This is a genomic window from Rahnella sp. AA (assembly GCF_002834385.1).
Classification (GTDB): domain Bacteria; phylum Pseudomonadota; class Gammaproteobacteria; order Enterobacterales; family Enterobacteriaceae; genus Rahnella.
Genome location: NZ_PITQ01000001.1, coordinates 169,395 through 182,856, shown reverse-complemented (window position 1 = coordinate 182,856; position 13,462 = coordinate 169,395). Strand labels below are relative to the sequence as shown.

The following is a 13,462-nucleotide window of genomic DNA, read 5'->3' as shown; positions in this document are numbered from 1 at the left end:
CTGTGCTTTCTCGCTAAGTTGGGAGTCCGCTGGAAGCAATCTCGACGGGTGAGCAACTCGTCATATTTATGCAGTAATTGAAGACTCCCTCATTAAAACAAGTCAACCACCACTTGTGAGAACCATCACGAGAGGCCTTTGACGGAGATGTCCGGGCAATAAACGCACCGCAAGAGTGCGCGCTATTGCGGATAAACTCTGTGAATAAGTCCACTCGCGTTTGGTGTGTGAGTCTCGCAGAGCCTGGGGAGGTTCACGTTATGTTGTACGATAAATCCCAAGAGAGGGACAACTGTGGTTTCGGCCTGATCGCCCATATAGAAGGCGAACCTAGCCATAAGGTCGTGCGTACCGCGATCCACGCACTGGCCCGTATGCAACACCGTGGCGCGATCCTTGCTGACGGCAAGACCGGCGACGGTTGCGGCCTGCATTTACAAAAACCTGACCGCTTCTTCCGCATGATTGCCGAAGAGCGCGGCTGGCGCCTGGCGAAGAACTATGCCGTCGGCATGCTGTTCCTCAGCAAAGATGAAAAAGAAGCTGAGGCGAGCCGCCGCATTGTTGAAGAAGAGTTGCAAAACGAGACGCTGTCCGTGGTGGGCTGGCGTGACGTTCCGACTAACCCGGACGTACTCGGTGAAATCGCGCTTTCCTCCCTGCCTCGTATCGAACAAATTTTTGTTAACGCACCCGCCGGCTGGCGTCCGCGTGACATGGAACGCCGTCTGTACATGGCGCGCCGCCGTATTGAGAAACGCATTCAGGATAAAGACTTCTATGTGTGCAGTTTCTCCAACGTGGTTACGATCTACAAAGGCCTGTGTATGCCTGCGGATCTGCCACGCTTCTATTTAGACCTGGCCGACCTGCGCCTGGAATCAGCAATTTGCCTGTTCCACCAGCGTTTCTCGACCAACACCGTACCGCGCTGGCAACTGGCTCAGCCTTTCCGCTATCTGGCGCACAACGGCGAAATCAACACCATCACCGGTAACCGCCAGTGGGCCCGCGCCCGTGCGTATAAATTCAAAACGCCGCTGATCCCCGATCTGCAAGACGCCTCACCGTTCGTGAATGAAACCGGCTCGGACTCCAGTTCGCTGGACAACATGCTGGAACTGTTCCTGGCCGGCGGTATGGATTTGCTGCGCGCCATGCGTTTGCTGGTTCCGCCAGCCTGGCAGCAAAACCCGGATATGGACGACGATTTACGCGCGTTCTTCGACTTTAACTCCATGCACATGGAGCCGTGGGATGGCCCGGCCGGTATCGTGATGTCAGATGGCCGCTACGCCGCCTGTAACCTCGACCGTAACGGTTTGCGTCCGGCGCGTTATGTCATCACCAAAGACAAGCTGATCACCTGCGCGTCAGAAGTCGGGATCTGGGATTACCAGCCTGATGAAGTCGTTGAGAAAGGCCGCGTTGGCCCGGGCGAACTGATGGTGATCGATACCCGCAGCGGTAAAATCCACCACTCGGCAGAAACGGATAACGACCTGAAAGGCCGCCATCCCTATAAGCAATGGATGGAGAAAAACGTTCAGCGTCTGGTGCCGTTTGAAGATCTGGCTGAAGATCAGGTCGGCAGCCGCGAGCTCGATGACAGCACGCTGGAAACCTTCCAGAAACAGTTTGGCTACAGCAGCGAAGAATTAGATCAGATCATCCGCGTGTTGGGTGAGAACGGTCAGGAAGCCGTCGGTTCAATGGGCGACGATACGCCATTTGCCGTGCTCTCCAGCCGTCCTCGCATCGTGTATGACTACTTCCGCCAGCAATTTGCGCAGGTGACCAACCCGCCAATCGACCCGCTACGTGAAGCGCACGTGATGTCTCTGGCGACCAGCATTGGCCGCGAAATGAACGTATTTTGCGAAGCTGAAGGTCAGGCACACCGTCTGAGTTTCAAATCGCCAATCCTGCTGTGGTCTGATTTCAAACAGCTGACCACGCTCGACAGCAAACACTATCGAGCGGAAACGCTGGATCTGACTTACGATCCGACCGAGCAGAATATGGAGCAGTTCGTCCAGAAGCTCTGTGACGAAGGCGAACAGAAAGTGCGTAACGGCGCGGTTCTGCTGGTGCTGTCTGACCGCAACATTGCACCAAACCGCTTGCCACTTCCTGCGCCAATGGCCGTCGGCGCGTTGCAGTTGCGTCTGGTGGAAAAAAGCCTGCGCTGCGACGCCAACATCATTGTTGAAACCGCCAGCGCACGCGACCCGCACCACTTTGCCGTGCTGATCGGCTTCGGTGCGACCGCGGTTTATCCATATCTGGCCTACGAAACGCTGGCCAAGCTGGTGGATTCGCAGGTCATCGAGAAAAAATACCGTGAAGTGATGCTGAACTACCGTAACGGCATCAACAAAGGTCTGTACAAAATCATGTCCAAAATGGGCATTTCCACCGTCGCCTCTTACCGTTGTTCGAAACTGTTTGAAGCCGTCGGCCTGGCGAAAGATTTGTGCAACACCTGCTTCAACGGCGTGGTCAGCCGCATAGGCGGTGCCGGTTACAGCGACTTTGAACAGGATCTGCTGAACCTGTCCAAACGCGCCTGGCTGAAACGCAAAACTTTGGATCAGGGCGGTCTGCTGAAATTTGTCCACGGCGGCGAATATCACGCGTACAACCCTGACGTCGTCACCACGCTGCAAACCGCAGTGAACAGCGGCGATTACGACGATTATAAAGCTTACGCAAAACTGGTGAACGAGCGCCCGGTGGCGACACTGCGCGACTTGCTGAAAGTCACGCCGAAAGGCCAGCCGATTCCGGTTGATCAGGTAGAACCGGCTGAAGGTCTGTTTACCCGTTTCGATACCGCGGCAATGTCTATCGGTGCGTTAAGCCCTGAAGCGCATGAGTCTCTGGCCGAAGCGATGAACAGCATCGGCGGACGTTCTAACTCCGGCGAAGGTGGCGAAGACCCTGCGCGTTACGGCACCAATAAAGTATCACGCATCAAACAGGTAGCGTCGGGTCGATTCGGCGTGACGCCAGCGTATCTGGTGAATGCTGACGTTATTCAGATCAAAGTGGCGCAAGGTGCAAAACCAGGCGAAGGCGGCCAGTTGCCGGGTGACAAAGTGACGCCGTACATCGCGAAGCTGCGTTATTCCGTGCCGGGCGTGACCCTGATTTCTCCACCGCCTCACCACGATATTTATTCCATCGAGGATCTGGCACAGCTGATCTTCGACTTGAAACAGGTCAACCCGAAAGCAATGATTTCGGTGAAACTGGTTTCAGAACCGGGCGTTGGCACCATTGCGGTCGGCGTGGCGAAAGCGTATGCAGACCTGATCACTATCGCAGGTTACGACGGCGGCACCGGCGCAAGCCCGCTGTCTTCGGTCAAATACGCGGGCTGTCCGTGGGAACTGGGCCTGGTGGAAACACAGCAGGCGCTGGTGGCTAACGGCCTGCGTCACAAAATTCGTTTACAAGTTGATGGCGGCCTGAAAACCGGTCTGGACATCATCAAAGCGGCAATCCTGGGCGCTGAAAGCTTCGGTTTCGGTACCGGCCCGATGGTCGCGCTGGGTTGTAAATACCTGCGTATTTGCCACCTGAATAACTGCGCAACGGGTGTGGCAACTCAGGATGACAAACTGCGTCGTAACCATTATCACGGCCTGCCAGAACGTGTGACGAACTACTTCAAGTTTATCACGCAGGAAACCCGTGAAATCATGGCCGAACTGGGTGTCAGCCAGCTGGTGGATCTGATTGGTCGTACCGATCTGCTCACCGAACTGGATGGCTTCACGGCGAAACAAAACAATCTGGATCTGTCTGCGATGCTGGCAACCGCGACGCCGCACGAAGGCAAAGCGGTGTACTGCACTGAAGGCAACCCGGCGTTCGACAAAGGCCAGCTGAACAAAGATATTCTGGAACAGGCTGCGCCACATATCGATTCTAAGCAGAGCAAAGCGTTCTACTTCGATATCCGCAACACTGACCGTTCAGTCGGTGCGACATTGTCCGGCGCGATTGCTGAAAAGCATGGCGATCAGGGCATGGCGGCAGATCCGGTACGTATTAACTTTAACGGCACCGCAGGTCAAAGCTTTGGCGTCTGGAACGCAGGCGGCGTAGATTTAATGCTGACCGGTGACGCGAACGACTACGTGGGCAAAGGCATGGCCGGTGGCCGGATTGCGATTCGTCCGCCAATCGGTTCAGCGTTCCGCAGCCACGAAGCCAGCATTATCGGTAACACCTGTCTATATGGCGCAACCGGCGGCAAGATGTTTGCGGCTGGCCGTGCGGGCGAGCGTTTCGCGGTGCGTAACTCCGGTGCTATCACCGTGGTTGAAGGCATCGGCGATAACGGTTGTGAATACATGACCGGCGGTATTGTGTGTGTTCTGGGTCGTACCGGCGTTAACTTTGGCGCAGGCATGACCGGTGGTTTCGCTTACGTTCTCGATGAAGACGGCGAATTCCGCAAACGCGTTAACCCGGAACTGGTTGAAGTCCTGGAAGTGGCCGACCTGGCTATCCATGAAGAGCATCTGCGCGGTTTGATCATCGAACACGTACAGTTGACCGCATCGACCCGTGGTGAAGAGATTTTGGCGAACTGGCCGGAATGGGCGCCTAAATTTGCCCTGATAAAACCGAAGTCCAGTGATGTCAAAGCATTGTTGGGTCACCGTAGTCGTTCCGCAGCTGAGCTGCGGGTACAAGCGCAGTAAGAGGTTAAGATGAGTCAAAACGTTTATCAATTTGTCGACTTACAGCGTGTTGATCCGCCTAAAAAAGCGCTGAAGATCCGTAAAATTGAGTTTGTGGAAATTTACGAGCCGTTCTCAGCAACTCAGGCTGCATCGCAGGCAGACCGCTGCCTGTCTTGTGGTAACCCTTACTGCGAATGGAAATGTCCGGTACATAACTACATTCCGAACTGGCTGAAGCTGGCAAACGAAGGCCGCATCATGGAAGCGGCAGATCTCGCGCACCAGACCAACAGCCTGCCGGAAGTTTGCGGACGCGTTTGTCCGCAGGACCGACTTTGCGAAGGTTCCTGCACGCTGAATGATGAATTCGGCGCGGTGACTATCGGTAACATCGAGCGCTACATCAACGATAAAGCGATCGAAATGGGCTGGCGTCCGGATATGTCTCACGTACACCCGACCGGTAAACGTGTGGCAATTATCGGCGCAGGTCCGGCAGGCTTAGCCTGTGCTGACGTGCTGACCCGTAACGGCGTGAAAGCAGTGGTTTACGATCGTCACCCGGAAATCGGCGGCTTGCTGACATTCGGTATTCCGGCCTTCAAGCTGGAAAAATCAGTGATGACCAAGCGTCGTGAAATCTTCACCGAGATGGGTATCGAGTTCCAGCTCAATACGGAAGTCGGTAAAGACATCACGATTGAAGCCCTGCTGGCAGAATATGATTCTGTCTTCCTCGGCGTCGGAACTTATCAGTCAATGCGCGGTGGCTTACAGAACGAAGACGCGCCGGGTGTTTACGACGCCCTGCCGTTCCTCATCGCTAACACCAAACAGCTGATGGGCTACGACGACAGCCAGGAAGAGCCTTACGTCACGATGGATAAGAAACGCGTTGTGGTTCTGGGCGGTGGTGATACCGCAATGGACTGTGTGCGTACTTCAATCCGTCAGGGCGCAACGCATGTGACCTGTGCGTATCGCCGTGACGAAGAGAACATGCCAGGCTCTCGTCGTGAAGTGAAGAATGCCCGCGAAGAAGGCGTTGATTTCAAGTTCAACCTGCAACCGCTGAGCATCGAACTGAACGATTCTGGCCGCGTGTGTGGCGTGCGAATGGCCCGCACTGAACTCGGTGCGCCAGACGCAGCGGGCCGTCGTCGTGCAGAAATCGTAGCCGGCTCCGAGCACGTGATGGAAGCCGATGCTGTGGTCATGGCGTTTGGCTTCCGCCCTCATAAAATGGAATGGCTGGCATCGCACGACGTTGAGCTCGATTCATCCGGGCGCATTGTGGCACCGGAAGGCAGCGACAACGCTTTCCAGACCAGCAACCCGAAAATCTTCGCTGGTGGCGATGCGGTTCGCGGTTCTGATCTGGTAGTCACGGCGATTGCCGAAGGCCGAAAGGCCGCAGAAGGCATCATGAATTACCTCGAAGTGTAATTTCATTTTGTTCTTCACGAAGGCCGCGAAAGCGGCCTTTTTTATTGAGTAAGAGAACGCCTGAGGCCAAATTCAGGCAATAAAAAACCCCGCGTAGCAACGCAGGGTTTTAGCCGGATGAGATGACAAGCGCGGTGTTATTTCACAACGCGCAGTGCCGGGCGACCACCGCGTGGCGGAGTCGGCGGCTCGTCATCCGAATCGTCTTCAGCCACATCGGGCAAATCGCCATCAATGACTGACATCGTTGGCTCTGACGGCTCTTCTACGCTCAGATCGCCATCAAAGGCACCTTCAGCTTCGTAAGCAGGCTCAGGTTCGAACATGGTACCTGCACCATTCTCACGGGCATAAATGGCCAAAACGGCGGCAATTGGGACAAAAACGTTACGCGGTACGCCGCCAAAACGTGCATTGAAGCGTACATCGTCGTTGCCCAGTTCGAGATTGCCGACAGCACGCGGTGCAACGTTCAGAACAATTTGTCCGTCACGCGCAAACTCCATCGGCACCATCACGCCAGGCATCGTCACGTCAACCACCAGATGCGGAGTTAACTGGTTGTCTAGCAGCCAGTCATAAAAAGCCCGTAGCAAATAGGGGCGACGCGGAGTCATGTCGGTCATCTCCATACCTTAACCTCGGGTATGCAAACGCATTTCGCGCTCAGCTTCAGTCAGGGAAGCCAGGAACGCATCACGTTCAAAGACGCGAGTCATATAGCCTTTCAGCTCTTTAGAACCGGCACCTGACAACTCGATACCCAGTTCTGGCAAACGCCACAGCAGCGGAGCCAGGTAGCAATCAACCAGGCTGAACTCTTCGCTTTTGAAGTAAGGCATATAAGAGAAAATTGGCGCAATCGCCAGCAACTCTTCGCGAAGTTGTTTACGCGCAGCATCTGCTTCGGTCGCAGAACCTTGTTCGATTTGACGCATCAGAGAGTACCAGTCGTTTTCGATGCGATGCATCATCAGACGGCTCTCGCCACGGGCAACCGGGTAAACCGGCATCAGTGGTGGGTGCGGGAAACGCTCATCAAGATATTCCATAATGATGCGGGATTCGAACAGGGTCAGCTCACGATCGACCAGCGTTGGAACGGTGCGATACGGGTTGAGGTCAATAAGATCCTGCGGCAGGTGATCCATCTCAACCTGCTCGATCTCGACACTGACACCTTTTTCCGCCAGTACGATACGTACTTGATGGCTAAAAATGTCGGTCGGGCCGGAAAACAGCGTCATTACCGAACGTTTGTTGGCAGCGACAGCCATGAAAACCTCCAAGTTTATCTAGAATATTACAGCGAGTTATCGCCAGCCTGCAGTTTTTGTCCCGTAGTTTCATAGACAACCATAGGCAAGGCGAACCCAGCCAGGAAGCGCGGCAACGTCAACTGCTCGGCGAATAGGCACAAAAGTGTGTGATAGTTTACCAGATTTTAAGCAGGCTGTGGGGGACGGTGAGACGATTTCATGGGGAATTGTGTGTCAGGAGATCATTTTCTCCTGAAAGCCTGAATCACAGGCATAAAAAAACCCGGTGAAACACCGGGTTTTTGACGCTGATTTTCGTGCCGAAGCACTGAGCTGCGTAAGCAGCAGAAAATTAACGTTTGGAGAACTGAGGACGACGACGTGCTTTACGCAGACCGACTTTCTTACGTTCAACCTGACGAGCATCGCGAGTTACGAAGCCAGCTTTACGCAGCTCAGAACGCAGATTTTCGTCATATTCCATCAGTGCACGGGTGATACCGTGACGGATAGCACCAGCTTGACCGGAGATACCACCACCTTTAACAGTGATGTACAGGTCGAATTTCTCAACCATGTCGACCAGTTCCAGTGGTTGACGAACTACCATGCGGGCAGTTTCACGACCAAAGTACTGTTCCAGGCTACGCTGGTTAATTACGATGTTACCACTACCCGGTTTGATGAAAACACGAGCGGCGGAGCTTTTGCGGCGACCAGTGCCGTAGTATTGATTTTCAGCCATTGCCTATAATCCCGAATTAAATGTCAAGAACTTGCGGTTGTTGCGCCGCATGAGTGTGCTCGTTACCCGCGTAAACTTTCATTTTACGGTACATTGCACGACCCAACGGGCCCTTTGGCAACATGCCTTTAACCGCGAGCTCGATCACGCGTTCAGGACGGCGAGCGATCATCTCTTCAAAGGTCGCTTGCTTGATACCACCGATGTGGCCAGTGTGATGGTAATAAATCTTGTCGTTACGCTTGTTGCCGGTTACAGCAACTTTTTCTGCGTTCAGAACGATGATGTAATCACCAGTATCAACGTGCGGAGTGTATTCCGCTTTATGTTTGCCACGCAGACGGCGGGCCAGTTCAGTGGCCAGGCGACCTAAGGTCTTGCCGGTAGCGTCAACTACGAACCAGTCACGTTGTACGGTTTCCGGTTTAGCTGTAAAAGTTTTCATTAAAAGCTTACCCAATTAAAGTTACACGTTGGCGAACACCCGAACGCTTACTTGTTTATAAAATAAGTATTTGAGGTTCACACGACCATCGTCCAGCAAACCTACCCCTTCGAATAGCCAATGCTGGCACTTATAAAGTTTCGGGAAAAAAACTTTGTAGTAACGTGGGGTCGCAAGATTATAGAGAAGTCCTCTGCAAAGATCGAACCCTTTTTCGACAAAAAGAAAGATTTCCCTCAAGTCGCCCGGAGGGTTCGCCTTGCAAAAACGACAGACGCTTTTATATCACAAATCGAACAAATAATAATCAACCTAAAATCACGGCAGATGCGGACGTTTGAGGTATTCCTCGCTTTGCATCTCCTGCAGGCGCGACAGACAGCGCTGATATTCAAACTTCAGACGCTCGCCCTGATAAATCTCAAACATCGGTACCGCTGCTGAAATCACCAGTTTCACATGGCGTTCGTAGAACTCATCGACCAGCGCCAGAAAACGCCGCGCCGCATTCTCGCTGTCAGCAGCCATCACAGGAACGTTATGCAGCAACACGCTGTGGTAGATTTTCGACAGCGCAATATAGTCGAGCTGGCTGCGCGCTTCTTCACATAAGGTATGGAATTCTACCGCCAGAACGCCGTCTACCGCCGCGAGCGCCTGCAACGGCCGGTGATTCACTTCCAGCATCACCGGTTCAGCACCAGAATCTCCGCTGTGGTTACCGGTCAGTTTCCCCAGCATGCTTTGCATCGCAACCGTCGCTTCAGGACCTGCCGGAGACAGCCATAAATTCGCCTGCGTTAATGTGCGCAGACGATAATCAATGCCCGCGTCCACATTCAGCACATCGCAGTACTCCTTAATCAGATCAATGGCGGGCAGGAACCGTGCGCGCTGCAATCCGTTACGGTACAGCTGATCTGGCGGAATGTTGGACGTCGCAATCAGCGTGATGCCGCGCGCAAATAACGCCTGCAACAGCGTCGCCAGCAGCATAGCGTCGGTAATATCCGAGACAAAAAACTCGTCGAAACACAGAACATCGGTTTCGGTTTTGAATTTATCGGCGATGACTTCCAGCGGATCTTCCTGGCCCTGAAGCTGCGTCAGTTCTTCATGGACACGCAGCATAAAGCGGTGGAAATGCAGGCGCAGTTTGCGTTCACCGGGCAGACTGTGGAAAAACAAATCCATCAGCCAGGTTTTACCGCGCCCGACGCCGCCCCACATATACAGCCCCTGAACCGGGCGTTGGGCGGTTTTTACCGGCGCTTTACCGAACAAACGGCCCAGCAAGCCACCGCGCGCAGCAGGGGCTGGCGAGGCAACGGGCAAAGCGGAAAGCGCCTGATAAATAACGTCAAGCTGACCGACGGCCTGCTGCTGAACGGCATCCGGCTGGAACTCTCCGGCATCAACGGCACTCTGATAAAGAATAAGGGGTGATTTGGGTTGCATGTTAGTTAACGTCCCTGAGAAAAAAATTTTACGTTTTTCACGTTGTTTAGCCGCTTTTTTACTGTGGGTTCGCCGCATTTCCCTGCCGTCTGTGTATGAAAAAAACGACAGGGAGCAGTGATTTTCCCGGCAGGATTCCACTCTGACAAGGTTAACGGTTATAGTGGAGCTATTGCATGACGAATTCGTGTGACAATTACGTTAAAACTATTGTCCAAAAAAGTTAAGTCATAAAAGTTACGTGAAAAAGCCCTGCGGGACAACGAAGTCAAAATAGGAGTCATTATGACCTGGGAGTATGCGCTCATTGGATTAGTGGTCGGTATCGCGATTGGTGCGGTAGCGATGCGCTTTGGTAATCGTAAATTACGTGATCAACAAGTCATGAAAAACGAGCTGGAGAAAAGCAAAGCAGAACTCGATGAATATCGTCAGGAACTGGTGGGCCACTTTGCCCGCAGCGCTGAGTTGCTTGATAACATGGCGACAGATTACCGCCAGCTTTATCAGCATATGGCAAAGAGTTCCAACAACCTGCTGCCCGATATGCCAGAACAGGAAAATCCGTTCAACTACCGCCTGACAGGCTCTGAAGCCGATAACGATCAGGTTCCGGTCCAGATGCCACGTGATTATTCTGATGGCGCATCAGGCTTGCTGCGCGGCGAGCGTCCTGTTCGTAAATAACAGATGTCATTAACCGGTGCGGTTCACCGCGCCGGTACTCAAAACGTCGTATGCTTCATGCACGCGACGTTCTCCCGACCTGATCCTTCCCGTGCTGTGAATCACTGTTCTATTGCCCAAACCTGACGTCCATTACAGAAAGCGAGAGAGTTATCGTGATGAAGAAAAAGTCATATTTGCTCAGTGTGTTAGCTGTTAGCCTTGGATTAACTTTCGCTTCTGCGCCTATGGCGAATGCTGCTTTACCGACGGAAGTTCAGGGACAACCGTTACCAAGCCTTGCTCCGATGCTGGAGAAAGTCTTGCCTGCCGTAGTTGGTGTTCAGGTATCCGGCACCCAACCACCGAGTGCAGATGTACCACCGGAATATAAATTCTTCTTCGGCCAGCAAGATCCTGAACCAAATCCCGGCCCGCAGCCGTTTGAAGGTCTGGGCTCTGGCGTCATCATTGATGCAGCAAAAGGTTACGTGCTCACCAACAATCATGTGGTGAATAACGCAGACAAAATCAGCGTTCAGCTTAATGACGGCCGTGAATACAAAGCCAAACTTATTGGTAAAGACGATCAATCCGACATCGCCGTGATTCAGCTGATTGATGCTAAAAATCTCACCCAAATCACGATGGCGGATTCCGACAACCTGCGCGTCGGTGATTTTGCCGTTGCCGTGGGTAACCCGTTTGGCCTCGGCCAGACCGTCACATCCGGAATTGTTTCGGCATTGGGTCGCAGTGGCCTGAATCTTGAAGGGTTGGAAAACTTTATCCAAACCGATGCCTCGATTAACCGTGGGAACTCCGGTGGCGCATTGCTTGACCTGAAAGGCGAGCTGATTGGCATCAACACCGCCATTATCTCTTCCCAGGGCGGCAGCGTCGGTATTGGTTTCGCAATCCCGGTTAATATGGCGAAAAACCTAAGCCACCAGTTGATCGAGTTCGGTGAAGTGAAGCGCGGCCTGCTGGGGATCCGTGGCAGTGAAATGACACCTGAACTGGCGCAGGCATTTAAACTGGACAGCCAGCGTGGAGCATTCGTCAACGAAGTTCTGCCTGATTCTGCTGCGGCGAAAGCGGGCATTAAACCTGGTGACGTACTGATCACGTTGCAGGGAAAAACCCTGAGCAGCTTCGCGGAATTGCGTGCGAAAGTGGGTACCGCAGGCCCTGGCGTCACCATGCAGATTGGCTTGCTGCGCGAAGGTAAGCCGGTGACAGTGAGCGTCACACTGGATAAAAGCCCGGCGGTAGAAGTCAGTATTGAGAAGCTCAACCCGGCACTTCAGGGCGTCACGCTGAGCGACCCGACCGATAAAAACGGCAAAGGCGTACATGTTGATGACGTGAAAAAAGGCACGCCAGCGGATCAGATTGGTCTTGAGAAAGACGATGTGATTATCGGGGTAAACCGCGAGCCACTCGAGAATCTGGCGGCTTTGCGTAAAATCCTTGAAAGCAAACCCGATCTGATTGCCCTGAGCATTGTACGTAAAGGCCAAAATATCTACTTATTCATGCCGTAAAGGGTTGAAAATCGGACGCAGATACTGCTGCGTCCGGTTAACTCATGCTATTCTGCAGTCACTTTTCATCTCGCATCCCATACATCCATGTTTGTTAAGCTTTTGAGATCCGCTGTTATCGGCCTGATTGTTGCCGGCATTTTGCTGGCCGCCGTGCCTGTGCTGCGTAAAAACATTACAGAGCCGCTCTTTGATAACAATTTCGCCCAGAACAGCGAGGAACCCGTCAGCTATAACGCAGGGGTCCGCCACGCGGCACCTGCCGTCGTCAACGTATACAACCGCAACATGGGCAACAGCTCTCAAAATGAGCTGGCTATTCGCACGCTGGGATCCGGTGTGATCATGAATGACAACGGTTATATCCTGACGAATAAACACGTTATCAATAATGCCGACCAAATCATCGTGGCCCTGCAAGATGGCCGCGTGTTTGAAGCGTTGCTGGTGGGTTCTGACAGCCTCACGGATCTGGCCGTGCTGAAAATTAACGCCGGCAATCTTCCTGTGATCCCGATTAATCCGCGCCGTACCCCTCATGTGGGTGATGTCGTCATGGCTATCGGTAACCCGTATAACCTCGGGCAGACCGTCACACAAGGCATTATCAGCGCGACCGGACGTATTGGTCTTAGCCCTTCAGGCCGCCAAAATTTTCTGCAAACAGATGCATCTATCAACCAGGGAAACTCCGGCGGTGCGTTGGTGAATTCACTGGGCGAGCTGATGGGAATTAATACACTGTCCTTTGATCAGAGCAACGATGGCGCGACGCCTGAAGGGATCGGTTTTGCCATCCCAACGGCTCTGGCAACCAAAGTCATGGGCAAACTGATACGCGATGGCCGAGTGATCCGTGGTTATATCGGGATCAGCGGGCGCGAGGTTTCTCCTCTGCATGGCCCGAACAGCGGGTTGGATCGTATACAGGGGATTGTCGTTAACGAGGTGACACCAAATGGCCCTGCGGCAAATGCGGGCATGCAAGTTCGCGATGTGATTGTTAACGTTAATAACAAACCGGCTGTCTCCGCTATCGAGACAATGGATCAGGTTGCCGAAGTGCGTCCTGGTACTGTTATTCCGGTGGAAATCATACGCGATGGGCAAAAACTGACCTTGCAGATTACTGTGCAGGAATACCCTGAACACTGATATCCGTACCCGCTGAACAAATAACGAAAAAAGCCGGAAAG

At 53.3% G+C, this 13,462-nt stretch carries 10 protein-coding genes; 5 read left to right on the top strand and 5 right to left on the bottom strand.

Features of this window, described 5'->3' with window-relative positions; all coding sequences use genetic code 11:
* Nucleotides 1–260 precede the first annotated feature (260 nt).
* Together gltB and CWS43_RS00845 are read left to right on the top strand one after the other, a co-directional pair.
* Nucleotides 261–4,718 (top strand): glutamate synthase large subunit, encoded by a 4,458-nt coding sequence (gene gltB / locus CWS43_RS00850; RefSeq protein ID WP_101074982.1) that lies wholly within the window; start codon nucleotides 261–263, stop codon nucleotides 4,716–4,718.
* Between the two features lie 9 nt (nucleotides 4,719–4,727).
* Nucleotides 4,728–6,146: a glutamate synthase small subunit gene (locus CWS43_RS00845; RefSeq protein ID WP_101074981.1), complete on the top strand. Its 1,419-nt coding sequence runs from the start codon at nucleotides 4,728–4,730 to the stop codon at nucleotides 6,144–6,146.
* A 137-nt stretch (nucleotides 6,147–6,283) separates the two neighbouring features.
* Here the strand turns inward: CWS43_RS00845 and sspB are convergent, their stop codons facing one another.
* The 5 genes from sspB to zapE form a co-directional block, all read right to left on the bottom strand.
* On the bottom strand, nucleotides 6,284–6,778 hold the full coding sequence (gene sspB / locus CWS43_RS00840; RefSeq protein WP_101074980.1) for a ClpXP protease specificity-enhancing factor: 495 nt from the start codon (nucleotides 6,776–6,778) through the stop codon (nucleotides 6,284–6,286).
* A gap of 3 nt (nucleotides 6,779–6,781) precedes the next feature.
* Complete coding sequence (sspA, locus tag CWS43_RS00835) at nucleotides 6,782–7,423, bottom strand: stringent starvation protein SspA (RefSeq protein ID WP_101074979.1); 642 nt, start codon at nucleotides 7,421–7,423, stop codon at nucleotides 6,782–6,784.
* A 334-nt stretch (nucleotides 7,424–7,757) separates the two neighbouring features.
* Nucleotides 7,758–8,150: a 30S ribosomal protein S9 gene (rpsI, locus tag CWS43_RS00830; RefSeq protein ID WP_017494267.1), complete on the bottom strand. Its 393-nt coding sequence runs from the start codon at nucleotides 8,148–8,150 to the stop codon at nucleotides 7,758–7,760.
* A 16-nt stretch (nucleotides 8,151–8,166) separates the two neighbouring features.
* Nucleotides 8,167–8,595, bottom strand: coding sequence for a 50S ribosomal protein L13 (rplM, locus tag CWS43_RS00825; protein ID WP_013577239.1), 429 nt, complete (start codon nucleotides 8,593–8,595; stop codon nucleotides 8,167–8,169).
* A gap of 318 nt (nucleotides 8,596–8,913) precedes the next feature.
* Nucleotides 8,914–10,053: a cell division protein ZapE gene (gene zapE, locus CWS43_RS00815; RefSeq protein ID WP_101075761.1), complete on the bottom strand. Its 1,140-nt coding sequence runs from the start codon at nucleotides 10,051–10,053 to the stop codon at nucleotides 8,914–8,916.
* A 285-nt stretch (nucleotides 10,054–10,338) separates the two neighbouring features.
* Between zapE and zapG the strand changes: the two genes are divergently transcribed.
* The 3 genes from zapG to degS all read left to right on the top strand — a co-directional run bounded on the left by zapG (nucleotide 10,339) and on the right by degS (nucleotide 13,421).
* Nucleotides 10,339–10,740 (top strand): Z-ring associated protein ZapG, encoded by a 402-nt coding sequence (zapG, locus tag CWS43_RS00810; protein WP_101074977.1) that lies wholly within the window; start codon nucleotides 10,339–10,341, stop codon nucleotides 10,738–10,740.
* Between the two features lie 158 nt (nucleotides 10,741–10,898).
* Nucleotides 10,899–12,266 carry a serine endoprotease DegQ gene (gene degQ, locus CWS43_RS00805; RefSeq protein ID WP_101074976.1) on the top strand — a complete coding sequence of 456 codons (1,368 nt, stop codon included), beginning with the start codon at nucleotides 10,899–10,901 and terminating at the stop codon, nucleotides 12,264–12,266.
* A gap of 87 nt (nucleotides 12,267–12,353) precedes the next feature.
* Nucleotides 12,354–13,421 (top strand): outer membrane-stress sensor serine endopeptidase DegS, encoded by a 1,068-nt coding sequence (gene degS, locus CWS43_RS00800; RefSeq protein ID WP_101074975.1) that lies wholly within the window; start codon nucleotides 12,354–12,356, stop codon nucleotides 13,419–13,421.
* The last annotated feature ends 41 nt before the right edge of the window (nucleotides 13,422–13,462 follow it).